23 protein-coding genes, 1 pseudogene and 1 other annotated feature are annotated in these 25082 nt (G+C 54.0%); of the genes and pseudogenes, 7 read left to right on the top strand and 17 right to left on the bottom strand.

Features of this window, described 5'->3' with window-relative positions; all coding sequences use genetic code 11:
• The first annotated feature begins 31 nt into the window (after nt 1-31).
• Complete coding sequence (locus tag BAA01_01385; GenBank protein OUM86035.1) at nt 32-493, top strand: hypothetical protein; 462 nt, start codon at nt 32-34, stop codon at nt 491-493.
• 69 nt (nt 494-562) lie between these two features.
• Here the strand turns inward: BAA01_01385 and BAA01_01380 are convergent, their stop codons facing one another.
• The 15 genes from BAA01_01380 to BAA01_01310 form a co-directional block, all read right to left on the bottom strand.
• The gene (locus BAA01_01380; GenBank protein ID OUM86034.1) at nt 563-1030 is read right to left on the bottom strand and encodes a 6,7-dimethyl-8-ribityllumazine synthase; all 468 of its coding nucleotides are present in this window, start codon (nt 1028-1030) and stop codon (nt 563-565) included.
• A gap of 72 nt (nt 1031-1102) precedes the next feature.
• Nucleotides 1103-2296: a bifunctional 3,4-dihydroxy-2-butanone 4-phosphate synthase/GTP cyclohydrolase II gene (locus tag BAA01_01375; protein OUM86152.1), complete on the bottom strand. Its 1194-nt coding sequence runs from the start codon at nt 2294-2296 to the stop codon at nt 1103-1105.
• A 42-nt stretch (nt 2297-2338) separates the two neighbouring features.
• Nucleotides 2339-2995, bottom strand: a complete 657-nt coding sequence (locus BAA01_01370) for a riboflavin synthase subunit alpha (GenBank protein ID OUM86033.1) — start codon at nt 2993-2995, stop codon at nt 2339-2341.
• A 35-nt stretch (nt 2996-3030) separates the two neighbouring features.
• Complete coding sequence (locus tag BAA01_01365) at nt 3031-4170, bottom strand: riboflavin biosynthesis protein RibD (protein OUM86032.1); 1140 nt, start codon at nt 4168-4170, stop codon at nt 3031-3033.
• A gap of 302 nt (nt 4171-4472) precedes the next feature.
• Nucleotides 4473-4614 (bottom strand) — a binding site (FMN riboswitch).
• A 94-nt stretch (nt 4615-4708) separates the two neighbouring features.
• Entirely contained in the window at nt 4709-5815 is a 1107-nt protein-coding gene (locus tag BAA01_01360) for a hypothetical protein (GenBank protein ID OUM86031.1), read from the bottom strand.
• A 291-nt stretch (nt 5816-6106) separates the two neighbouring features.
• Nucleotides 6107-7090, bottom strand: coding sequence for a hypothetical protein (locus BAA01_01355; protein OUM86151.1), 984 nt, complete (start codon nt 7088-7090; stop codon nt 6107-6109).
• 23 nt (nt 7091-7113) lie between these two features.
• Nucleotides 7114-7827: a hypothetical protein gene (locus BAA01_01350; protein OUM86150.1), complete on the bottom strand. Its 714-nt coding sequence runs from the start codon at nt 7825-7827 to the stop codon at nt 7114-7116.
• 61 nt (nt 7828-7888) lie between these two features.
• Nucleotides 7889-8680, bottom strand: a complete 792-nt coding sequence (locus BAA01_01345; protein OUM86149.1) for a lactam utilization protein LamB — start codon at nt 8678-8680, stop codon at nt 7889-7891.
• Nucleotides 8681-8805: 125 nt separating this feature from the next.
• Nucleotides 8806-9246, bottom strand: a complete 441-nt coding sequence (locus BAA01_01340) for a hypothetical protein (protein ID OUM86030.1) — start codon at nt 9244-9246, stop codon at nt 8806-8808.
• Nucleotides 9247-9497: 251 nt separating this feature from the next.
• A complete protein-coding gene (locus tag BAA01_01335) occupies nt 9498-10538 on the bottom strand; it encodes an alcohol dehydrogenase (GenBank protein OUM86029.1) in 1041 nt (346 codons plus the stop codon).
• 196 nt (nt 10539-10734) lie between these two features.
• The gene (locus BAA01_01330) at nt 10735-12264 is read right to left on the bottom strand and encodes a hypothetical protein (protein OUM86028.1); all 1530 of its coding nucleotides are present in this window, start codon (nt 12262-12264) and stop codon (nt 10735-10737) included.
• A gap of 55 nt (nt 12265-12319) precedes the next feature.
• Nucleotides 12320-12589 carry a hypothetical protein gene (locus BAA01_01325; protein OUM86027.1) on the bottom strand — a complete coding sequence of 90 codons (270 nt, stop codon included), beginning with the start codon at nt 12587-12589 and terminating at the stop codon, nt 12320-12322.
• A gap of 176 nt (nt 12590-12765) precedes the next feature.
• The gene (locus BAA01_01320; GenBank protein OUM86148.1) at nt 12766-13731 is read right to left on the bottom strand and encodes a hypothetical protein; all 966 of its coding nucleotides are present in this window, start codon (nt 13729-13731) and stop codon (nt 12766-12768) included.
• A 136-nt stretch (nt 13732-13867) separates the two neighbouring features.
• Nucleotides 13868-15199, bottom strand: a complete 1332-nt coding sequence (locus tag BAA01_01315) for a hypothetical protein (GenBank protein ID OUM86026.1) — start codon at nt 15197-15199, stop codon at nt 13868-13870.
• A gap of 17 nt (nt 15200-15216) precedes the next feature.
• Nucleotides 15217-15432, bottom strand: a complete 216-nt coding sequence (locus tag BAA01_01310; GenBank protein ID OUM86025.1) for a hypothetical protein — start codon at nt 15430-15432, stop codon at nt 15217-15219.
• A 100-nt stretch (nt 15433-15532) separates the two neighbouring features.
• Here BAA01_01310 and BAA01_01305 point away from each other — a divergent pair, with 100 nt between their 5' ends.
• Nucleotides 15533-17284, top strand: coding sequence for a multidrug ABC transporter permease (locus tag BAA01_01305; protein ID OUM86147.1), 1752 nt, complete (start codon nt 15533-15535; stop codon nt 17282-17284).
• Between the two features lie 175 nt (nt 17285-17459).
• Here the strand turns inward: BAA01_01305 and BAA01_01300 are convergent, their stop codons facing one another.
• Nucleotides 17460-18209, bottom strand: a complete 750-nt coding sequence (locus BAA01_01300; protein OUM86024.1) for a 3-ketoacyl-ACP reductase — start codon at nt 18207-18209, stop codon at nt 17460-17462.
• Nucleotides 18210-18323: 114 nt separating this feature from the next.
• On the opposite strand from BAA01_01300, the gene BAA01_01295 reads away from it, so the two are divergent.
• A complete protein-coding gene (locus tag BAA01_01295; protein ID OUM86023.1) occupies nt 18324-19460 on the top strand; it encodes a hypothetical protein in 1137 nt (378 codons plus the stop codon).
• Nucleotides 19461-19695: 235 nt separating this feature from the next.
• On the opposite strand, the gene BAA01_01290 is transcribed toward BAA01_01295, so the two are convergent.
• A complete protein-coding gene (locus BAA01_01290) occupies nt 19696-19941 on the bottom strand; it encodes a hypothetical protein (GenBank protein ID OUM86022.1) in 246 nt (81 codons plus the stop codon).
• A 266-nt stretch (nt 19942-20207) separates the two neighbouring features.
• Between BAA01_01290 and BAA01_01285 the strand changes: the two are divergent.
• The 4 genes and pseudogenes from BAA01_01285 to BAA01_01270 all read left to right on the top strand — a co-directional run bounded on the left by BAA01_01285 (nt 20208) and on the right by BAA01_01270 (nt 25067).
• Nucleotides 20208-21435 (top strand): annotated as a pseudogene (locus BAA01_01285) (hypothetical protein).
• Between the two features lie 644 nt (nt 21436-22079).
• Nucleotides 22080-22454 carry a hypothetical protein gene (locus BAA01_01280; GenBank protein OUM86021.1) on the top strand — a complete coding sequence of 125 codons (375 nt, stop codon included), beginning with the start codon at nt 22080-22082 and terminating at the stop codon, nt 22452-22454.
• Nucleotides 22455-22632: 178 nt separating this feature from the next.
• Nucleotides 22633-23007, top strand: coding sequence for a ribonucleotide reductase assembly protein NrdI (locus BAA01_01275; protein ID OUM86146.1), 375 nt, complete (start codon nt 22633-22635; stop codon nt 23005-23007).
• Nucleotides 22983-25067 (top strand): ribonucleotide-diphosphate reductase, encoded by a 2085-nt coding sequence (locus BAA01_01270; GenBank protein OUM86020.1) that lies wholly within the window; start codon nt 22983-22985, stop codon nt 25065-25067. The genes BAA01_01275 and BAA01_01270 overlap by 25 nt, the downstream gene beginning before the upstream one ends.
• Nucleotides 25068-25082: the final 15 nt, after the last annotated feature.

The raw sequence follows: 25082 nt of genomic DNA, 5'->3' as shown, positions 1-25082 counted from the left end.
TTATCCATCACGACTTCCGGAGGTGGTTTCGTTGTCCCGTCTGTTCTTTCGGACCTCCCCATCCATGCGCATGATTTTCCTTCTCGGCTGCTTGATCATGGTCTTAAGCGCCTGCGGCACTTCAAGCGCAAATTCGGGCAGCAGCGGCAAGGAAGACGGGGCAGGGTCCGTCCCGGTAGAATTCAAAGTGGAGGACGTACAACTGGAGAAACTGGGTGAGTTGCAATCCCGGCCGGCCGGTGCCTATTGGGTGACTGAAAACGACAAAACGTACCTTGTGGTTACAGCCGGCGAAAAACCGTCAGCCGGCTACGCCATCGAAATAAAGGAAATCACTTACAATGGGGAACAGTTGCAAGTCATCGCCCAGCTCAAGGGACCGGGCCCCGGTGATATCGTCGCCGAAGTGCTCACCTATCCGATGATTGTCCTCTCCATCCCGGATGCAAAGCTTCACGAGGTACCGGCCACTGTCGAATGGACAGAAAAATAGCCATCCCGAACCATCATGGTTCGGGATGGCGCATCTTCCGGCAGGCACGCATGCAACATGAGCCTGAATTCACGCAAACTGCCTGTTGAGATTGGCCATCTCAATGGCCGAAACCGCCGCATCCCAGCCTTTGTTGCCGGCTTTCGTTCCCGCCCGCTCGACAGCTTGCTCAATCGTGTCCGTGGTCAGCACGCCAAAGATCACCGGAACCTCGCCGTTCAACGCCAGATGGCCGACCCCTTTGGCCACCTCATTGGCCACATAGTCAAAGTGCGGTGTCGCCCCACGGATCACCGCCCCCAGCGTCACCACTGCGTCAAAGCGGCCACTCTCGACCATTTTCCGGGCCATAAAGGGAATTTCATAGGCACCGGGAACCCAGGCCACCTCCACATCCTCTTCCGATACCCCATGACGCCGGCAGGCATCCAGCGCCCCTTCCAGCAATTTTTCCGTGATGAACGTGTTGAACCGGCTGACGACAATACCGATCCGCAACCCCTGGCCTGTCAACATGCCTTCCCATACTTTTGCCATCTCATTCCAACCCCCTGATTCGTCGGAAACGGTACTCGCTCATCGACAAGCAAGTCTGTAAATGAAGTGAGTCTACAAATGGAGCAGGTGGCCCATCTTGTACTTCTTGGCCTTCAGGTACTGATAATTGGCTGCCGTCGGCGGGATCTCGATCGGCACCTGTTCCACCACTTCCAGGCCATACCCTTGCAACCCGTGAAGTTTTTTCGGGTTGTTCGTCAAAAGGCGCATCTTCCGCACGCCGAGATCGCGCAGGATCTGCGCGCCGATGCCGTAATCCCTCAGATCAGCGGGAAAACCCAGCTTTTCGTTTGCCTCCACTGTGTCCAGCCCCTGATCCTGCAACTGGTATGCCCGCAGCTTGTTCAGCAAACCGATTCCACGGCCTTCTTGCCGCATGTAAAGCAGGACGCCCCTCCCCGCCTCGCTGATCTGCCGCAGGGCGGCATGCAGCTGCGGCCCGCAGTCACAGCGCTGGGAACCAAACACATCCCCCGTCAGGCACTCCGAGTGGACCCGGACCAAAACGGGCTCGTCGGGATGGATCTCCCCCTTGACAAGCGCCAGATGTTCCTTGTCATCGACACGATTCGAATAGCCGACTGCCAGAAAGTCCCCGTAATCGGTCGGGATCGTCACCTCCACTTCCCGCTTGATCAGTGTCTCCCGGCGTTTCCGGTATTCAATCAGATCGGCAATCGAGATGATCTTCAATCCGTGCCGCTTGGCCATTTCCAGCAATTCCGGCAAACGGGCCATCGTCCCGTCCTCTTTCACCACCTCGCAAATCACACCGGCAGGGTAACTTCCCGCCAAAATGGCCAAATCCACCGCTGCCTCCGTGTGGCCGGCCCGGCGCAACACCCCGCCTTTTCGGGCGATCAACGGAAAAACATGGCCCGGCCTGCGAAAATCGCTCGGCTTGCTGGACGGGTCGATGAGCGCCTGAATTGTCGCGGCCCGCTCGTGGGCGGAAATGCCCGTCGTCGTCGAACGGTGATCCACGGAGATGGTAAAGGCCGTTCCATGCGGATCGGTATTGTGATCCACCATGGGTGGCAATTGCAATTCAGCCGCTCGCTCTTCCGTAATCGGTGTGCAAACCAGCCCCTTGCCGTGCGTGATCATGAAGTTGATCACTTCTGGTGTCGCCTTCTCCGCCAGCGCCACCAAATCCCCTTCATTCTCCCTGTTTTCGTCATCCACGACCAGGATGATTTGCCCCTCTTTCAACGCCTCCACCGCAGATGGAATCGAATCCAGCATCCCGCTCATGATGTTCCCCCCTTCATCGCGAAGCGCACCGAATCACAAGAACCCCTTCTCCTGCAGGTAGGACGGGCTCAATGTCTGGCGCGTTTCCAGGTAACCGCTTTGCTCCAAGTAGTGCCGGACATACTTGCCCAACATGTCCGCCTCCAGGTTGACCGTGTCACCGACCCGTTTGAACTGGAGGATCGTCTGCTCCAGTGTGTGCGGGATGATCGAAACGCCAAAACGATCCGCCTTGACATCCACCACGGTCAGGCTGATGCCGTCCACCGCCACCGATCCCTTGGGCACCAGTTGCTTGAGAAACGATTCTGGCGCCGCAAATTCAAAAAGAACCGCATTGGCGATCGCGTCACGGCGGACCACCCGGCCTGTGGCGTCCACATGACCGCTGACGAAATGCCCTCCGAAACGGCTTTCGGGCGTCATCGCCCGTTCCAGGTTCACGGGAGATCCCGGCTGCAACTGGCCCAGATTGGTGCTTTTCATCGTCTCCGGCATCACGTCCACCTCAAACCACTGCCCCGGCTCATAGCGGGTGACCGTCAGGCAGACGCCGTTGACGGCAATGCTGTCGCCCAGCTGCACCTTCTCAAGCACCTTTTTGGCGCCGATGGCCAGCTGCATGGCCTGGGAACCCTGCCGCCGGATGGATGTCACCTTGCCGATCTCCTCAATAATTCCCGTAAACATCCGCACGCCCCCTTTCCTCAAAACCATGGCGCAACCTATGGTGCCACGTCATGGGTGTAAACAGGTGTTCCAATCAGGCAAAAATCCTCGCCAACCTGCTCCATTCGCACATCCATCAGGCGCACCGCCGCAGCCATCTCAGGCCACCCCGTGCCGTCAAAGGGTGTCGGCGCCTGGCGGCCGCCGATCAATTTCGGCGCGATAAAGGCCACCACCTGATCTACCAGCCGGCGCTCCAACAGCGCAAAATTGAGCGTGCCGCCGCCTTCCGCCAGGACGGAGGTCACGCCGCGCTTGCCAAGCTCTTTCATCGCCGCTGCCAGCTCCACCCGCATGGAGGGCTCCCCGGACTTGCCGTCCGGCGATGGTACAGCCGGCACGACGGCCACCTCAACGCCCAGCTCCTGCAATCGGGCGCGCTTTTCCTCCGGCGAGCCGGCCGTCGTAAAGATGAGCGTCGGCGCCTGGCCATCGCGCACCAGGCGGCAATCCAGCGGCAAGCGCAACTGCGAGTCCACCACCACCCGCAACGGCTGCTTGTTTCCTTGATCAAACCGTACGGTCAACTGCGGATCATCCTGCAGCACGGTATTGATTCCCACCATCACCGCATCGTGCTCTCTGCGCATCCGGTGCACCTGCCGGCGGGCCGCCTCTCCTGTCACCCAGCGGCTGTCTCCCGTGTATGCGGCCAGTTTTCCGTCCAGCGTGGCGGCCGTCTTCACGGTCACAAAGGGCCGTCCCGTCTCTGCCCACTTGAAAAAGAAGCGATTGAGGCGTCGCGCCTCCTCTTCGCAGACTCCCACCACAACCTCCAGGCCGGCGCTTTTCAGCCGCGCAATCCCCGAACCTTGCACGAGCGGATTGGGGTCGCGGCATGCGACCACCACTTTCCGGATCCCGGCCGCGATAATCTGTTCCGTGCATGGCGGGGTTTTTCCGTAATGGTTGCAGGGCTCCAATGTCACATACAGCACCGCGCCGGCCGCTTTCTCACCAGCCATCCGCAGCGCGTGGACCTCCGCGTGGGGCTCTCCTGCCCGCAAGTGAGCCCCCATCCCGACAAGTTCGCCGTCCCGCACGACGACCGCACCCACCACCGGGTTTGGAGAGGTCTGCCCCAGCGCAGCCGCCGCCAATTGCAGCGCAAACCTCATCCATTCGGCATCCTGCATCCATTCATCTCCCTTTACCGCTTTTATCGATCAAAAAAGCCCCGTACCTTCGACGGGGCGTTGCATCGATGAGCAAAATGATCATGGCGCTCTGATCGTCCGCACATGTGTTCGTTTCTCAATAACCGCTAAGGCCACAAGAAGGCACACCATCTCCCTGGCTTGGCATCTCCGCCGGCGTTGCGGAGACAGAAAACAGCTGCGGTCTCTCGCGCCGCCGGGAAGCCAAGGTGTATCCGCCTTGGCGTGCACTCCTTCCCGGGAATGCGCACATGCAGGCATTCAGAGGCCATGGTGTTTGGTCATCCCTTCTCCCATCCAGACTATACTGTCGGTTTCGGAATCTCACCGAATCCACCGCTTGCGCGGGTCACGGACTGAGGCGCTCTCTTTTGAGGCACCATCACCGCCGGTCGGGAATTTCACCCTGCCCCGAAGGTCCAATCACCATGTTACCTGGCATTCAGTTGTCCTACAACATCGACGAATGTTGTTGAGCCTAGTATAGCTGAAAACGGAGCCGTTGTCTATAACACCCTCATACACGCAACCGCTGATGGCGCTGTTGGTGGCGGAACAACCGGTACTCAAGATGCGGCTGGAGAACAGGTTTGGGTTGTGCCGGCGCTTCAGCAGTGGTCAACTGAAGAATCATGCCGCTCATGCCGAAAAAGATCACAGCCACCTGAGGCAAGAACATCGGGTGATCCACCAGCCCCTGCGTCGCCAGGACAACAAAGACACCGGCAAAAAGCGGGGCAAAGATGTGCTTTTCAGCCATCAGCTGGAACAGCCCTTTGATGACGAAAACCTGCATCCACAAGAACAGTCCCAGTCCCACAATGCCCAATTCCACAGCAATCGATAAAAGGGTGTTGTGAGCATGCGGCAGAGGATCCGGGTACAATCTCAGCCACGGTTCCACAAACCACATGTTCGCCAGGCCAATCCCGGTCAGGGGCTTGTCAATGAACAACTCCAATCCTGTACGCCAAATCTCCAGCCGCGTATCCAGCGATTTCCAGATCAATTCCCCTCTGGGCAACCAGTCTATCTTGAAAAAACATAACGTCAAAAGGATGGCCATGGCGCCTGTCAGGAAGGGCAAAGCCGCTCGCCGGTACCGGATAAACAAATAGAAAAATGTGCCGGCCAGCCATCCGAACATCCCGCCGCGCGATCCGGTAAAATACAGCGCGCCGAGCAAAAGCAGCATCTCCAGCGCGACCAAAACGCGCCGTGAACGGGCGGAGCGTTCCCACACCCACATGCCCAGCACCAGCAACACCGCATACCAACAGGCCGCGAAGTTGGGATTGTTAAAACTGCCCGAGATCCGTTCCTCCGAAAGGGGAACAAAGGGAGCCCAGCCCATCAGCCAGGTAAACCAGCCCGGCTCAGTAGGCAGTTGACCCATCTGCTGCAGCCAGCCAATCAGGGCTGTCCCGGTGCCGTAATGAAACAGCAGCGTCATCCATCGCTCCATTTCCTCACGCGTCCATTCACGCGCCAGCATCCATTGATGGAACAGGAAAAAGAAACCGAGGACAAAGGAGGCTGCAAAACTCACCCAACTTTCATAAAAGACCGCGACACTGAAACTCCACATGGTCAGCAGCATCAAGCCGACGCTGTAAGGTTCCAACCTGACCTCACGAAGGTGTAAGAGGCAATACACTCCTATCCCGATCAACCATAGCATGCTAGTAATAGGCGAATACAGGATGGCCGTCAACGACAGTCCAATCCCCATAGTAAAACCCCCAATTGGTTTCTCTCTCTCTCATTTTTATTTGGCAATCCCGCAAAGTAGTCCAAACCTCCACATATTTGTCCAAAGGAATGGCGAAAAATGGAAGGGTTTGTAATCATTCTGTAATCATTCTGTAATTATACTGTTCGAACCACGATGTTTTTTTAGGGTATGTACGTTCCACTAAAAACAAGCCGCCGCCCGCAACCGCTTGAAAAACGCCTCTTGATCTCTCCACAACCGTTGCGCTTCTGCTACTGAAACCGGCCTAAAATGAAGAACATCCCCGGGCTTTCGCTGGGCAAGGTAAGGCAAATCCACACCTGCCACCGCACCAATCACCGTATAGCCACCTGTCACCTGACAGTCGGCCATCAGCACGATCGGCTGGCCATCCGCCGGCACCTGAATCGCCCCGGGAAAAATATACGTGGACAAAATATCTGCCCGCCCCCGGTGTTTTATAACCGGGCCACTCAGGCGGTAGCCCATCCGGTCCGAAGCGGGGGAAATGCGAAAGCCGCTCGTCCAAAAACGCTCCAAAGCCTCTGGCAAAAAGGCCTCCTGATGGGGCCCAGGGATCACTCTCACTGGCCGCAACTGCCCGTAATCAGGGATCATCCAAGGGGCAAGACGGCGCCGTGCCAAACGACGTTCCAAGCGATTCAGCATCGGGCCGAGGTCAGCCACAGGAAGCCGGTCGGCCGCTTTCAACGGCCTTCCCTCCAGCCCGCCATACCCTCCGCGCAAGAAAGTAGAGGCGCTGCCCATCACAGGCGGCACCTGAATCCCGCCTGCCACCGCCAAATATCCCCGGGCGCCGCTGCGGCACCTTCCCAGAGAAAGCTCTGAGCCAGCCGCAATCGGCAGCGACTGCCATTGCGGCACAGGCCGGCCATCCACCATCGGCGTAAAATCTCCCCCTGTGATGGCGATCACCTGATCACAGGCAAAACGCAAGGTGGGCCCTGTGAATGTAAATTCCAGCACAGGCGCCTCCTCGGGATTGCCCACCAACAGGTTGGCCACGCGCATGGCGAAACGATCCATCGCCCCGGAAAGGGACACCCCGTACACCTGCTTATTCTTACGCCCGCCATCCTGTACGGTTGTCAAAAGCCCCGGCCTATCCACCTCCAGGTATGCTTGCCCGGAACCGAAACGCATCCTGTCCGCCCGCAACCCGTCCTTCATTTTCCTCTTCCTTTCTCCCTGTGAAAAGCCGCTTCCGAGTAAAAAGCCACTTCCGACTCCCGAATCGCCCGGAAACGAAGCCGGTACCCCGCTTGAAACAGGCCTGGCGGTTCCCGCTTCAAATCAAAGATGGTCAGCGGCGTCCAGCCAATCACATGCCACCCGCCCGGCGAGGCGAGGGGGTAGATCCCTGTCATCTTCTCGGCGATGGCCACCGAACCAGGGCGTATGGAAAGGCTGGGAGAGGCCTTCCGGGGCAGCACCAGTCTTGCATCCAGCTGCCCCGCATAGGGAAAGCCGGACAAGAAGCCGACCATCCATACCCGGTACTCCTTCCCGCTATGCAAACGCACCACCTCGTCTTCCGTCAATCCGGCGGCCCGGGCCACCGATGGCAAATCAGGGCCATATTCCCCCCCGTAGACGGTCGGAACTTCGATCAAGGGCTGTTCCTCGGCCTCCCCGGCCTCTTCCCCGCCGTCCAGTTCGGCAATGCGCTTGGCCAGTTCATCATAGGTCAGGCGAACCGGATCGTAGATCACCGCCAGACTGTCAAAGGCCGGAAACACCTGCATGACACCGGGAATCCGGGCGGCGCGGATGCGCCGCGCCAAGGCATCGATCTTCTGAAACGTGGCCTCATCGGGAGCAGAATCCCTGGCCGCCCACCAGATCAAGAGCACGTGATCCCCATACGGCAACAACTTCAACCCTGTATCCCTCATGTGTCCGTCCTCACATCATCCTTCACTTGTTCCTTCACATCTTCCATCAGGGCCAAAGCGAGACGGGAGCAATCTGAATGCCGGCCTCCAGCAGCGCCTCCCGCAGCAGACGAATCATCGACGGCGCCTGTGGGGTATCCCCATGCACACAAATGGACTGGGCAGGCAGGGAAATCGTCTCTCCCTCCACGGTCGCCAGACTCCCTGTGGTCACCAGTTTCACCATCCGCTCTGCCGCCGCCTTCGGATCCTCAATCAGAGCGTTTGGCTTTCGCCGCGACACCAGCGTTCCATCCCGGTGATATTGCCGGTCCGCATACACTTCCATGATCACCGGCACCCCTGCGGCCACCGCCTCCTCGTGCAGGGCTGAGCCCGGCTTGACAAAAAGAGGCGCCTCGGGAACAACAGCCAGGCAAGCCTGTACAATCGCCTTCGCCACCTCACGATCCCGATCCGCCATGTTGTTCAGACTGCCATGCGGCTTGACGTGCTGCAGGGGTACGCCGGCACGGACACAGAAGGCCTGCAGCGCTCCGATCTGGTATACAATCAGGTTGACCAGCGTATCCCGAGGGATATCCATTTCCCAACGGCCAAAGCCCAGCCGGCCGGGAAAGCTGACATGGGCTCCCACGCCGACACCGTGTTTTTTGGCCAGTTCCACCGTCCGCGCCATCACGTCCGGATCCCCGCCGTGAAAGCCGCAGGCCACATTCGCGGAAGTAATGAGCGGCATGACCTCCTCATCCATCCCAATCCGGTATATGCCGAAACTCTCGCCCATATCACAGTTGAGGTCCACCCACGCGCGATCTTTCGCCGCCTTTGTCGTCATCCTTGTCATCATATTGATAGACGCCTCCTCCATCCGATATCTTTCACTCGTCTCCCCATTTGTTTGCGCGTCTTCCTACAAGTTTATCATTAAAATATGAAAAGGGGCGGTCCTTTCCGCCCCCACTACTTCGTTTCTTCAAACGGGATGGCAGGCTCTCCCGTGTAAAAAAAGGTGCCGGTGGCCTGTGCGATTCGTTTTCCCTCGTCATTTTCAATGTAAGCTTCCGCGACGGCGGTTTGCTTTCCTAGATGCGTCGGTCGTGCGTAGACGTGTAATTTCTTTCCTTTACCGGGCGCCAGGTAGTGCACATTCATCTGTACCGTGACCACCTGTTTTCCCGTCGCATCCGCGACACTCCAACCCATTGCCGAATCCAGAATAAACGCCGTCACGCCGCCGTGCACGATCCCTAGCGGATTCATCAGAATCGGCAGGATGGGCACCCCCATGACCAGCCACTCCTCTTTCCGCGAGCGTTCAATCGGAATCAGCTCCATCAGCTTCATCATATCCCCGCTGGCCATTGCGCCGACCGCCTTTGCGATGATCTTCGGATTCATCATCTGGTCCCTCCGCTCCTTCCATTTCTGTTTTTTTTTGGCACACTGGATTCCTGTCTGTGTACTTGATTGACTGTGTACTTGATTGATTTCATCGCACTGAATGAATGTTCAATCACTCATCTTTTTAAAATTATATCTGGATGATGAAGAAAAAAGAAGCCGTAAAAGGAAAAACATCCCGTACCACAGGAGGATGTGAGCCGGGATGTTCCTGAGAACAATGATGGTCGAACAATGACGGTCGTCCAAAATCAGTCATTGTACAAGATCACTTTCAGGGCATGCTCTTTTCCCGCGTTCTTGAACACCTCGTAAGCTTTCATGATTTCGCTTAATGGAAAACGATGCGTAATGAGCCGTGAAGGTTGCAAACGGTTGGCTTGCACCGTTTTGAGCAGCATCGGCGTGGTACTGGTGCTGACAAGGCCCGTGGTAATCGTGACATTGTGAATCCAGAGTTTTTCCAGCCGCAGTTCCACGCTTTTCCCGTGCACGCCAACATTTGCCAGACGACCGCCAGGAGCCAGCATCTGCTGGCACAAGTCAAACGTGGCAGGAATCCCCACCGCTTCAATCGCCACATCCACCCCGCGGCCGTCCGTCAGTTCCATGATGCGCTCCACGGCATTCCCATCTGAGCTGTTGATGGTCTTCGTAGCGCCAAATTTCCGGGACATCTCCAACCTGGAATCATCCAGATCAATCATGATGATTTCTGCAGGTGAATAAAATTGCGCCGTCAACAAAGCGGACATGCCGACAGGGCCGGCCCCTACGATGGCTACCACGTCCCCCGGTGACACCCGGCCGTTGAGCACGCCAATCTCCAGTCCCGTCGGCAAAATATCGCTTAACATGACCAAGGCCTCTTCATCACTGCCGTCAGGCAAATGGTACAGACTGGTATCGGCATAACGGATACGGACGTATTCGGCCTGCGTCCCATCGATCAGGTGCCCCAGAATCCAGCCGCCGTCAATGCAATGGGCGTACATCGCCTTCTTGCAGTAGTCACATCGCCCGCACGAAGTGATACAGGAGATGAGCACCTTGTCCCCGGGCTTGAAGTTTTTCACTCCCTGTCCTACCTCTTCGACGACACCGACCCCCTCATGCCCCAGCGTCCTCCCGTCCGTGACTGCCGGCACATCCCCCGACAGGATATGTAAATCCGTTCCACAAATCGTGGTTTTTGTCATCCTGACGATGGCATCAGTCGGCTCCTGGATAGCCGGCTTTTCTTTCTCCACCCATTCAATCTTTCCTGCTCCGCGAAAAACCAGTGCTTTCACAAACGATGACCTCCCAACGACGTCAGTGATTTTTCTCCGTTCCTGAATAATGTCCCCTTCTCTCGCCGAAATAATGCAATTTATCGGCAACTATCGTGAAGATCATCAAAAAAACGCCTTTCTGTCTGTCTATTCAAACAGAAAGGCGCTTGAAAGCCGGGCCTTGCCTTGAAAAGACCCGTATTCCCTTGACGCATTACCTTGAAAAGATACGGAGTTTGTTCAGGCCCCTTGCCTCCCGCTCTTGGTAAACCCTCTGCCCTTCTTGCAGTACGGCACGGAACTGCTGCTGCTTCGCTGCCGGGACGGGTGGCGTAAACAAACTGACCAGGTAGGCGACCAACAAATTGGCCGCCAGCGCCCAGACTCCCGAATGGACCCCGAGTGGGTAAGGCCACACTTGATAGGTTAAATATACGGTGATCATCCCCGCAACAAGCCCGGCATTCACCCCCGCGGGCGTCAGGCGGCGCCAGTAAAGCAAACCCAAAAGGGCCGGCACGGTCTGCAAGCCAAACGAGGTGGCCAAGCCGCCAATCAAGGCTATCACATCCCGTGTCGTCATCGCGAAAAACAGGCCGATCACCACCACAAGTACCACCATGAACCGCCCGAAATTGACCTGCTGTTTGGGCGTCGCCTCCTTGTTGATGTACGGTTTGTAAATGTCCCGCGAGAGGAGAGAGCTGATGGATGCCAGATAGGCATCTGCCGTCGAGTTCATCGCGGCAAAGATGGCAATCGCTGTCAACAAGGCCAGGCCGGTCGGCATCAACTCCGCCATGATCAGCGGCGTCAGGGAATCTGGATTTTCCAGCGCGCCAAAAAGCACACGACCGCCGCCGCCGATAATCGGAGAGAGGATGAAATAGTAAAAACCTGCAACCAAGGACATAATCACGAGCAGTTGCCAGCGAAAGATGCGGGGCGACCGGGCGCTGAACGCCCACATGGTGTAGACCGGCGAGGTGTAAATCCCCACCACGGCGATGGCATACGTCAGGACAAATGGCCATCCCCATCCGCCGTTTTCTCCGGGCAGCAGGCGCCAGCTTTGCGGCAACTCCTGAATGCCCTGCAGAACCCCGGCAAATCCTCCCGGAACATGGGCCAGCACCACGCCGGCCAGGACAAAAATCCCGATCACAAGGAGCGTCCCCTGAAACGTGTCGGTAATGGCCGCGGCCCGCAACCCTCCGAGGAAGACGTAAATCACGACGACTGCAGACATCAGGATGGCCCCGAACGTATAGTTGATCGTCCCTCCGGTCAACACCTCAAACACGGTCCCGCCGCCAATCAACTGCATGGCACTGTATGGGATGACATACAGCACGCCCAGGATGACCATCAGGATGCGCGTCAGATTCCCGTAATAGGCGCCAAACATCTCACCTGGCGTGATAAAACCAAATTTTTTCCCCAACAACCACTGCTGTCCGAAGAAAAACAGGGCCACCATCGACATGAGAATAATATGGGAATAATTGCTCACATAAGCCAAACCTACAGCTCCGGCCTGCCCCTGATGCCCGAGCATCAGCCAGGCACTCTGAACCGTTGCCAGCATGGACAATCCCAGAATGATCGGCCCCAGGCTTCGCCCGGCGAGAAAATACTCCGTCGGATCAATGCTCCCTTTGCGGTAACTGAACACACCGACGAGAATGCAAAACAACCAATATACGATGACAGCAACCAGCAGCCACATGGTAAAGGATTCCACAAGCCTTCACTCCTTTCTCTCCCGTTGTTCCGCCTGGTTCCGCCTGGAATGCCGCTCAGGCCTTGAAGCCATCGGATGAACTGACTTCATAGGGTTTTTCATAATGTTCTTCCGGAATCTCCACATTGGTGCAGGACAATTTGTAGCCCGCGACATACACCAAAACGATTCCCGTCAGCCATCCGAAAATGGCACCCACCCACAGCAAAGGCATGCCAAACACGGTGACATCAAAATTAAAAAGCAGCAGTCCTGGGCCCAAAAAGAGAATGGCCCACAGCACCGCCACCAGCAGCCAGATTTTGTCCCGTTGACTGATGAACACGCGTCCCACCTCCTCTTTTCATTGGCTGAACAAAAGATAAAGATTGCGAGATATCTAAACTCATATGACAAAAAAGAGCGAAATATTCTACGCACGTACGACCGTGTGCAGCCACAAAAAAGCTGTCTCAGCCATTTGAGACAGCACCTTGCCATTTATAGAAAATGATGTTGTTATTATCCCACATACCTTTGCAACACGGCATCCACCGCGGGCCCATAAGCCTCTCCGAACAGGTTCAGGTGAACCAAGATGTAGTACAATTGATAAAGCGGCTTCCGATCCTCATAGGCAGAATCCAGCGGATACACTTCCTCATACCCCTCGTAAAACTCCCGGGAAAACCCGCCAAAATACTCCGAAAAGGCCAGATCCACCTCCCGGTGTCCCGCATACACGGCCGGATCGATCAGAAGGTTCCGGCCATCCGCTGCCGGCAGCACGTTACCCGACCAGAGATCACCATGCAACACCGAAGCGGGCGGCCTGGCAGGCAGCCATTCATCCAGCCTCTCCAGCAACCGCTCCAACCGCTTTGCACGCAAGGAGGAAGGGGCAATCCTTCCCATTTTCAGCGCAAACCGCCATTGCACGCCGAGGCGCTGTTCCCGGTAGAAGTCCGGCCAATCGGCGGATCGGCGGTTGGACTGGGGCAGGAGCCCGATAAAGTTGTCCACCTCCAGACCGTATGCCTCCTCTGTCTTGCGGTGGACCAATGCCAGTTGCCGCCCCAACTCCCGCATCCGGGACGGCGTCCAGCTGCCTCTCGGCATCCATTCCAATATCAGGAAGGAGGCGCCGTGGCCTTTCGGCCCGGCATCCCGTCCGGCATCCTGCCTGTACTGGTCATCCGAGGACGTTGCGCCATCCCCACGATTCGCTCCCGTTCCCGGATCAGCCTGGTCCGATACGGCAACCACTTCCGGCACCTGGGCGCCCGCTTCACGCAACCGGCGCAATCCATCCGCCTCCCTGCAGAAAAAAGCCGGCGGCGCATCCTCCCTGACCTTCAGAAAAAAAGGGCCTGCCGTCGTCTCCAGACGGTAAGCCTGATTGATACTGCCTCCTCCAACAGGAACCACCTTCTCCAGTCTGACAGCAGCCCCGGTCTCCTGCTTCAATCGGTCCTGCACCTGTTCCACCAGGACTCGATGTAAACCGCTCAACCATGCCCCCTCCCTTTTCATTATGTTCTGCTTTATCAGGTTCGCTTCATTTGTTTCTATATCATATGTTCCAGCCATCGATTTTCGCCAGTGCTCTTTGTTTGTCTGTCCTTCATTCGCTTCCCCGTGTTTCCTTTTTCTCTTCCAACGTTTGGGTGGAGTCCTGCCCATTCCCGCGTTCCTGGCGGAGGCGCGTCATCTGCTGCCACACCGTGCCGCTGGCCGCCTCGCCGCGTTCAATCCGCTCGATGGCCATCTTGACTTGCATCCGGACCTCAAACTCCGGATCTTCCTGCGCACGCCGCAACGCGGGCAAAGCCGACTCATCCCCCACTTCGTACAGGAAGCGGGCTGCCCGCCAGCGCACCAGCTTGTTGGGATCGAAAAGGGCCTTGGTCATCGCTGCAATCGCCTTCGGACTCCCCAGATCGGACAAGGCATCACCCGCCGTCCGGCGGATGGCCACCGAAGGATCCTGCAAGGCATCGATGAGATACGGCAACGCCTTCTCGCTGCCCAACGCCCCCAAATAGGCGACGGCCAGCCGCCGAATTGAGGGATGGCTGTCTTTGAGCGCGGAAACCAGCACGGGCAGCTTGTCTTCCGTCAACTCCATCCGCTGCAGGGCGGCATACCGCTTTTTCCAGTCGGGATCGGCGAGCGCTTCGGACAGCGAAGAGGCGGTCATGCTTGTTGTGTCCTCCTCCGTCTCCGGGTGGCGGGCATGCTGCACCAGTTGCCGCAGCCTTGCTTCATCATAGGCAGCCACCAGTTCTTGCACAACCTGATCCGCCACCTCTTCCAGGCTGCCGTAACGCAAGCCCTGCTCTTCCCACCGCCGTTGCAGGATGGCATTGCCCGGGACAGCGCGCTGAGCCTCCATCGCCGCGGCTAAAAACCGCTCCGGCAAGGCGACGCGCCGTTCCTCCTTTCCTGCCACCAGCTTCACTTGGGTGGGAATGCCCATCAAAATCTGGACATAGACCTGCACTTCGCGCCAGCGTTCCTCCTCGCCGTTCATCCCGCCCGTTGCAGATGAATCCGGATCGGCCGGCGCGCCGGGTGATGCTGACGCGTCCGGTGATGACGATGCGTCCGGTGACGCCGGCGCTTCCAGTGATGCTCCGCCTGCATCCGGTTCCTGGGCGGGCAGTGCGCCACTGCCCGGCCTTCCCCCCGCATCCGCCATCTCGTCGAAAATCTCACTCACCTTAGAGAGAATCGCCTGCCAATCGGCTTTCGCTTTGCGTTCCACCGACAGGAAATCGGCGGTGCGGAACAGGCTCTTCACGCCGGGAATGGCCAGAAGCTTCCGGAACAACTCCGGTGCCGCCGCAAGGTTTTCCTGCGTAAATGTCCACCTCTGGCCGGGCGGAAGATGTTCGTCCAGATTCAGCTTCATCACATTGGGACTCGGGGTCGGTTCGATCGAGATGATCTTCACTGCCACGTCCCTCCTTTTCACCCCATTCTACTGAGAACGCACGAAACAAAACGGTTGCCCACCATCGCAGCCATGAGGGCAGCCAACCAGCGCAGGAACCGTATTTTGTTATTACTATAACGCAAACCCAGAATGATTGAACAGGCAATTGCGCCGCCGGCGGTCGCCTCGCTCTTTTTCTCTCTGAATTCAAAAAGGGCGATAAAGTGTGTCATAATGGATATGAACGTCATTGGACGAAGGTCATCGCCATGTACTTTGCGTGAAGGAGGGAGCGTCATGGAAACTTACGACACATGGAATGAACCATTGAATGTTCCATCGAATGACCCGTTGAAAACCGGCAAAAACCTGTCTTCTTTTTTCCAATTGTTAACGATCGGCAAACCCGTTAAGCGGCTCTTCGTCATCGCGGTTGTGTTCAGTCTGCTTGAAGCCGCAGCGGGGCTGGTGGTCCCCCTGTTTACCAAACGGCTTGTCGACCTCATGACCGCATCCGGTCTGGAACTTCAAATGATGCTGTGGCTCCTCGCCGCCTTTTTGCTGCAGACCGTCTCCGGCGGCTTATCCTATTACTTCATGACCTATATTGGAGAAAGCTTTGTCCGCAACATCCGGGAACGGCTGTGGAATCACGTCCTGAGCCTGCCCATCCCCTACTTTGACAAGCATCAATCCGGGGAAACGATGAGCCGCATCACCCAGGATACCAACACGGTAAAAACGCTGATCACCGATCATCTGATCAGCTTCGTATCCGGGAGTATCTCCATTATCGGGTCGGTCATTCTCCTCTTCATCATGGACTGGCAAATGACCCTGATCATGTTTATTGCGGTGCCGTTGTCCCTCCTGGTGCTTCTGCCCCTCGGCAACCAAATGTACCGGATTTCCAAACGCACCCAGGATGAAATGGCCTCCCTCAGCGCCAATCTGGGCCGTGTCCTGGGCGACATCCGCCTGGTCAAATCCCACAACGCCGAGACCCTTGAAAGACGACGCGGAAAGCAAAGCATGCAACAACTCTTCGCCTTTGGCCTGAAAGAAGCCAAAGTGATGGCCTTCATCTCGCCGCTGATGACCACGATCATGATGCTGGTCCTGGTGATTCTGATCGGCTACGGCGGCGTCCGTGTCGCTTCAGGGGCGCTGACGGCCGGATCGCTCGTCGCCATCATCATCTACATGTTTCAAATCATCGTTCCCTTTACGCAAATGGCCTCCTTTTTTACCGCTTTCCAAAAAGCGATGGGCGCCACCGAAAGAATTCAGCAGTTGCTCGCCCTGCCGCGTGAAACGGGCGGAAAGCGGACAGCGCCTCTCCCCTTCGACGAAGCGCTGGTCTTTGACCGGGTCAGCTTCTTCTACGAGGAGGGCAAGCCGGTCCTCCAGGAGATTGAATTTACCGTCAAGCCAGGTGAAACCGTCGCCATCGTGGGACCAAGCGGCGGCGGTAAAACCACCATCTTTTCATTGATCGAACGCTTTTACACCCCCATTGAAGGAGAAATCCGCCTGGGACACTTGCCGATTGAGGAAATCGATCTGACCACCTGGCGCAGGGCGATCGGTTATGTCTCACAGGATAGCCCGATCATGTCGGGGACGATTCGGGAAAACATTTGCTATGGAATCGACAGAGAAGTGGATGAGGAGGAAATCAGGTGGGCGGCCCAGCTGGCCAACGCCGCCGAATTCATCGAGCGTCTGCCTGATGGGTACGAGACCGAAGTGGGCGAAAGGGGGATCAAACTGTCCGGGGGACAAAGGCAGCGGATCGCCATCGCGAGAGCTTTGCTCCGGAACCCCAAAATCCTCTTGCTTGATGAGGCGACCTCCAATCTGGACAGCGAATCGGAAATGTACGTTCAGCAGGCGTTGAGAAACCTGATGAAAGGCAGAACCACGCTGATCATCGCGCACCGGCTTTCCACCGTGGTGGAAGCAGATCAGATCCTCGTCCTGGAGGGGGGACGGATCACCGGAAAAGGAACACACGAGGAACTGATGGCCACGCATGCTCTGTACAGGAAGCTGGCGCAGCAGCAGCTGCATGCCGCCCAGGCAACGGCAGCCCAGTCCTAGCTGCAACGGCAATGCAACAGTAGTCTGTAACAGCAGTCTGTCCATACCAAGTCTATCCGTACCATTTGAGCCCCACCACATCACGTTCACGACTCAGGCCCGGATTTGTGCGGCGCGATGGCGTCGCCAACCACCACTATTCTCTACATCAATCCACATAGATCATCTTTCTCAATCACTCCACGTAGATCATCTTCCTCGTCATGCCGCCATCGACAATCAGGTTAACGCCCGTGACAAAATCATTCTCCGGATCAGTGAGATAGAAACATGCCCGGACAACATCATCCGGCCTGCCCACCCTTTTGGCCGGATGCTGCTCATGATCCACCTGCCTCAGCGCATCATAATCTCCCGTTTCGATCCAGCCGGGACTGATGCAATTGACCCGGATCCGGTACTCGCTCAATGAAACCGCCAATGCATGGGTCAATGCCACGATGCCTCCCTTGGAAGCAGCGTACGCCTCAGAATGGGGCTCGGACATCAGGGCTCGCGTCGAGGCGATATTGACAATCGAACCGCCGTGGCGATTGTTGCGCATATGCTTGGCGGCCTCCCTCGCGCAAAGAAACACCCCCCTCAAATTGGTGTGAATCACGTCATCCCATTCATCCACGGTTAAATCAAAGACGGGTTTAAAGCGGGAGACACCGGCGTTGTTGATGAGGATGTCGACTTGCCCGTACGCATTCACCGCCTGCTCCATCAGACGGCAAACATCATCCGGTACGCGAACATCGACCGGCACAAAGATGCTTTCACAGCCTTTGTCCCTGATGTGCTGGACCGTGGATTCTCCGGCCTGGACATCCACATCTGCAACAACCACCCTGGCCCCCTTTTCCGCGTAACGAAACGCAATCTGCCGCCCAATCCCCTTCCCCGCGCCTGTCACGATGACGACCTGATCCCGGAACTTCATGCTCTTTTCCTCCCATGACTGTAAATCTATTTTTTTCGTTTTTTGCAAAATTCGACAATCATGATCGGTTGTGATACACTATACTACAAAAGCCGAAAGACAAGGAGCAACCAGATGTCGAAAAAATTGCTGCTGGTTCTTCTGGCGCTTTTGTTCATCGCGTTGGGTTTGTCATCCTGTCAATACAGGACAAACCTCCAACCACCGAACCAAACAAGAAACACAACGACACCGCCGCAACAGGAGTCTCTCCGGGATCATGATAACGCAGAACAACATGATGCAGAACAACACCGCGATGATTCCAACGCGGTTCGCCTCATGTTTGTCGGCGATGTGATGATGGCCGGGAAAGTCGCCGAAACAATGGAGAAAAAGGGAAACGACTACCCGCTGTCCGAATTTTTGCCGGTCTTGAAACAAGCCGATCTCGTCATTGCAAACTTGGAAACCTCCGTCGGAACAAGCGGTCGGCTCATGGAGAAAAAATATGCCTTTCAAACCTCCCCTGATCGATTCCAACTGTTCGAACCGTTAAAAGGCAAGATCCTTTTCACGCTGGCCAATAACCACGGTATGGACGGACCACTGGAGGAAACGATGCACGCCCTTGACCGGCTGGGCTACCCTTATGTAGGAGTGGGACGAAATCTGGAGCAGGCCTTTCAGCCATACGTCAAAGAGATCAACGGCATATCTTTCGCCGTCATTGGGGCATCGAGGGTCATCCCGGCATCGGACTGGGTTGCAGGGGAGAAACGGCCCGGCATGGCCAGCGCCTACGTGGACGAACCATTGCTGGGCACGATTAAACAATGGGATGCCAAGGTGGATTATGTAATTATCTATGTGCATTGGGGGAAAGAACATACGGAAACGTCCAATGAAATCCAACTGAAATTGGAAGAAAAACTGGTATCGGTCGGCGCCGATCTGATCATCGGCTCTCATCCGCATGTCCTGCAGGAGTTGAAATGGAAAGAACCCCAGCAATTGACGGCGTTCTCATTGGGCAATTTCGTGTTTACCACCAGTACGCACGAAATCGCCAACGAAACGATCATCCTGGACGTTCGGCTCGCTCCCGACCACATCGCAAGAGTCAAGGTTTGGCCGGGGAAAATCCATTTCGGGCTTATCCGCCATTTGCAAGAAAACAACACTGAACGGAAACGGATCCTCGAGCGCTTGGATCGCCTGTCGCCAACCATCCGGATCAATGAGGATGGCCTCGTGACGCCGGCGCATTAAGCATATCCTGAAATCTTCATTTCAGGAGCAACGGCATTGTTCGGATTAGCACGTTTAAACATGTGGAAAAACACATTATCCCGAATTTCGAAAGTCCTTAACGAAAGTCAATCTATGACGGGATTAATTCTTAACAACTGTAAGAAACAGGGAAATTTCCAGCTGAAGTCCATATTGACCCGAAAAAAGGTATACTTTCCCCCTCCCCATGAAACCGGGCTCAATCATTTCCAGGTCAACCATATTTGGCTTCTTTGATGGCGTTTTCCATGCAGCAGCGTTGGTTGTAGAAACGCCAAATGTCAATGGGTTCCCAATCCAGATTGGTGACCATCGCTTCGTATTGCCAACACGTATCCAGAAGCAATTGGGATTGGTCGTCCTCGTACATTTGCGCTTTGCGAATCACCACGACCCGGCGTGGTGTTTTCCATGAAGTGGCTTGATACATGAATGAAAATTCGGTCTTGATTTTGCTCATGGGTGTGATAGACTTCACCTTAAAGGTGCTCCTTTCTTTGGTGGTTTGATGACGTTTCAACACCCATTCTACCAAAGATGAGGAGCCCTTTTTCATTTTTTATGACATGTTACTTGCGAAATCCAGGTTTATTAATGTTGAGGCTTTTGCATAACTTACAAGCCTTACCATCATTGGATTTTTACATGGTATAAAAAGGGCTTCACCCCTTCTTGTAGAATTAAATAGTAGCGCACTATTTACCAAAAGGAAGGGATGAAGCTACTATGTATATTCTACAAGGAAGCCTTTTTTCCTTTGAAGAATTTGATGGATCTTGAACCAAAACAAAAATATCCCGCGTTATTTGCTGCCTTAGACCTGACCCCTTTTGTGAAGGAATTGAGAAAATCTTCACCCCTCGGGCGGAAGGGACGAGATACAGAATCCATGTTGCGGGCTTTGTTAGCCGGTTTGTGCGAAGAGATTCCCACTTTCACCAAATTGGTCAGTCGCCTGAAATCGGATTTGCGGTTTCGTTACTATTGTGGTTTCGGTATCGATGAAGAGCCTCCTTCAGTTTCGACTTTCAGCCGTTTCTTTCAACGGTTGACGAATCAGCGTCTTCCCGAAAGGATTTTCCGTTACTTGGTAGATGTCTGTCGTCGGGAAGGGCTCATCGTGGGGGAAAAGGTGGCCATTGACAGCAGTGAAATCGACGCCTATGAAAAAGCGGTCCCCAAATCCAAAACCATTCAGGACGGCCAGCATCCGACTTGGGGCTCCAAATTGGATAGCCACGGGAATCAAGTCACTTGGTTTGGTTACAAACTGCATCTGGCCGTTGATGCGGATACCGGTCTGCCACTGGCGTTAGAAGTGACGCCAGCCCATGTTCATGATTCGCAAATGGCGATCCCCCTGATGCGGCAAGTGCTGGAGCAGGTCAAAGAGGCATGGGCCAAGCCCAAATACTATCTCATGGATGCAGGGTATGACATCCAGGACATTTATCGTTTTGCCTTGGAACATCAGGCTCAGGCTATCATCCCCTTGAATTTACGAAGGGCAAAGGAGCCGCCGGAAGGGATCACCTTTCAAGGGACGCCAATCTGTTCAGCCGGTTTTTCGATGACCTATTGGGGAAGCGATACGCGAACAAAAACACTCAAGTTTCGATGTCCTCATGCGACAGGCCATGTAGATTGTCCTTTTGGGATGAGCTGGTGCTCATCATCCAACTATGGCATGGTGGTGAAAAAATGTGTGAGTGAAGACCCGCGCCGCTTTGTCCTTCCCCATCGCGGGAGTCGTCTATGGCAGCAATTGTATCATCAACGAACCGCAGTTGAACGAACTTTTTCCCTGCAGAAAGAAAGGTTGGGAGCCAATGACCTCACGGTGCGCGGAATTAAAAAGGTGGTCACAGCACAGTACCTTTCTTGTACAGCGATTTTGCTCAGTCGTTTAGCGGCGCACTTTCTAAATAAAGCCGAAAAGGGGCAAGCCGCTTAACGTTTCAACAGAAAAGTCACTGATAAAAAATCGCTCGACAGCGCCAAGGGACACGTATGCCCTTTTTGGGTCTTATCGCTCAAAACGGGACGATATTTAACACTTGGCTACTCGTTATCCTGATTGAACTGGCCAAGTTAGTTGTAAACCCGTCTTTTCATCATGTAAAAATGGCTATTTTGCAAAAGCCTCATATTAAATGCAACAACTCACAGTAATCCAAAATATGGTTATGATAAAGCCAAGTTTCGTAACTCTTCATTAAACGCATCGTTCGGTAAACGATATTCCAGGATCTTCCTTGGGAGGGTGTTACACCAGTTCTCTACATAGATAATGAGCGACGGATCGATATCATCCATGGACTTGCCTTTTGGAATAAATCGACGAATGAGTCCGTTGTGGCGTTCATTGGTCCCTCGTTCACATGATGTATAAGGATGTGTGTAATACACCTCGCATTCGATAGCCTGGCTGAGTTCACTGAATTCAGCTCCATTGTCTGATGTGACCGTTTTGAACACGGTTGAGAATACGGATCCATACTGTTGCTTCAATTCCTGTAAGGCCTGTTTCACGCATTATTCCAGACGTTCATCGATATGCCGGGGGCGTTGTTCAATGCTTGTGCCTAGCATCTTCTTATGTTGCCGTGTTCGCTTTTTCTTGGTGTTGCGGGACACTTTCAAAGGCAGATCGATGTTCTTGATTGGAAGCAGACCAAGGTCGATATAGCGGTACAGGGTCTTGGTGCAAACCCATTCACCATCGAACAAGCGCTGGGTCTTGGCATAGCCGCAAACGGCATCCGGAGACCAGTGATCATCACGGATCTTCTGCACGGCAAAATGAATGAAATCCGTGGTCTGGATCAGCTTATACTTCGCACCACAGCGGGAACGGTTCGATTCATAGACACAAATACGATGTTGTTTTCCGGTAACGGCGATAGGCCACTTTTTTCTATAATTATATCGGAATATTCCGACGTTAATTGCATTACCTTGTTTTTTATGTGATTGCAACTGCTGTCCATGGTAGTTAAACGAAATGCTTGCAATTAAACACAATATGTAGTATGTTATACTTCGACATAAACCATATGTTGATTTTATTGTAACTTTCTTGTCGGTTGCGTTTCTTTCTTGTTTCATGAATGGCACTTTTTACTTTTATTACATCAGGAGGCGTGATATGGTGCAAGTCGTTTATGCTTCCAGGACAGGAAATGTCCGCAGGTTTATCCGTAAATTACATATGGACGTTGTTGCAATAAACGATGATGAAATGATAGTCGACTACCCTTTTGTCCTTGTGACGTACACAGACGGCTTCGGGCAAGTACCAAAAAAGGTATTAACCTTTTTGGAACGAAACCACCGCCATTTGGTGGCTGTTGCGGCGAGCGGGAACCGCAACTGGGGGCGTTTATTTGCCCACAGTGCTGATGTCATTGCGCAAACGTATGGCGTACCGATTCTTTTAAAATTTGAGTTATCTGGGACTGATGAGGATGTAAAACAATTTAAAGAAAGGGTAGACGCGTTATGGCCAGTCGGCATATTGAATTAAACAATGAAATGATGTTGATGAAAGACGGATTTTATCAATTAGAAAAAGATCAAGAAGCGGTAGACGAGTTCATGAGAGAAGTGGAGAAAAACATGCTCCCGTTTGATTCGGTGATGGAAAAAGTTCGCTATATGGTAGAACATGGTTATTACTACAACGTTTTTGCGGACTATAGTGAAGCGCAAGTGAAAGAAGTGTTTGAAACGGCGTACTCTTATAACTTCAAATTTAAATCGTACATGGCGGCATCGAAATTTTACCAGGATTACGCATTGAAGACGAACGATAAAGCGCATTATTTGGAACGATATGAAGATCGCGTGTCCATCGTCGCTCTTTTTTTAGGAAGGGGTGATAGGGAGCAAGCGATGCGTCTTGTTCGAGCGATGATGGAACAGCGGTACCAACCGGCGACACCAACGTTCATGAATGCAGGGAGGAAACGCCGAGGTGAGATGGTGTCCTGTTTTCTCTTGGAGATGGATGACACACTCAATTCTATTGGATTCAACATCAATACTTCCATGCAATTGTCGAAAATAGGTGGGGGAGTTGCGTTAAATTTGTCCAAATTGCGGGCACGGGGTGAGCCGATTAAGGAAATCGAGGGGGCGGCCAGCGGGGTCATTCCAGTGGCCAAGCTGTTGGAAGACGCGTTTTCATATGCGGATCAACTTGGACAGCGCAAAGGCGCCGGTGCGGCGTACTTAAACATTTTTCATTGGGACATCGTCGATTTTTTGGACACGAAGAAAATCAACGCCGATGAGAAAATACGACTTAAATCCCTAGCGATTGGGGTTATCGTGCCAAGCAAGTTTTTTGAACTAGCAGCAAAAAATGAACCCTATTACGTATTTGCTCCTTACTCGGTTTACCGGGCGTACGGACAACATCTTGATGATATGGATATGAATGAAATGTACGACGAACTCATCCGAAACGAGCAAGTAAAGAAGAAACGTTTGGATGCCCGGGAAATGTTGACAAAAATTGCTGTGACACAAATGCAATCCGGTTATCCGTATCTCGTTTTTATAGACAATGCCAATGCCGTTCATGCGCTGAAAGATATTGGACGCATCAAAATGTCTAATTTGTGCACAGAAATATTTCAGCTGCAGGAGACGTCAGAAATTAACGATTATGACGAGAAAGACAACATTCGTCGGGATGTCAGCTGCATTTTGGGCTCCCTCAATATTGTCAATGTGATGGAGTCAGGGAAAATACGCGATTCCGTTCACGTCGGAATTGAAGCGTTGACAGCTGTGTCGGATATGACGAGGATTTCCAATGCGCCGAGTGTAAAGAAAGCGAACCAAGAATTGCATGCCGTCGGCTTGGGTGCAATGAACTTGCACGGCTATTTTGCGAAGAACAAAATACAGTATGAAAGTGAAGAAGCAAAAGACTTTGTCCGTACCTTTTTCATGATGATGAATTACTATTCTCTGGAAAAGAGTTGTGAAATTGCCCGAGTGCGGGGGGAGACATTTAAAGATTTTAATAAGAGTGAGTATGCCAAAGGTACGTATTTTAAACCGTACTTAGAGGAAGACTTTTCTCCTCGAACAGAAAAGGTGAAGCAATTGTTTGCCGGAATAGACATTCCGACACCGGATGATTGGAGACGGCTAAAAGAAGATGTGCAGCGTTACGGACTGTATAATGCCTACCGCTTGGCCATCGCTCCGACGCAATCCATTAGCTATATTCAAAATGCTACATCCAGCGTCATGCCAGTGGTGGATATCGTAGAGACGAGGACGTATGCTAACTCAACGACGTATTACCCGATGCCGTATCTTTCACCAGAAAACCGTTGGTATTACAAATCTGCTTTTGATATGGACCAGTACAAATTAATCGATTTAATCGCGGAGATTCAGCGTCACGTCGACCAAGGGGTCAGCACGGTTCTGTACGTGAACAGCAATACAAGTACCCGGGAACTCGTTCGGTTGTACGCTTATGCTCACCACAAGGGTTTAAAGTCGTTGTACTACACGCGCAACCGGCTCATTGACGTATCTGAGTGCACTGCTTGTGCAGTGTAAAAGAACAGGCACAGA

The sequence above is a fragment of the Bacillus thermozeamaize genome (assembly GCA_002159075.1).
In the GTDB taxonomy this organism is placed as follows: Bacteria; Bacillota; Bacilli; order ZCTH02-B2; family ZCTH02-B2; genus Bacillus_BB; species Bacillus_BB thermozeamaize.
Note: the sequence above shows the minus strand (reverse complement) of the source record. Positions and strands in the feature narration are given on the sequence as shown.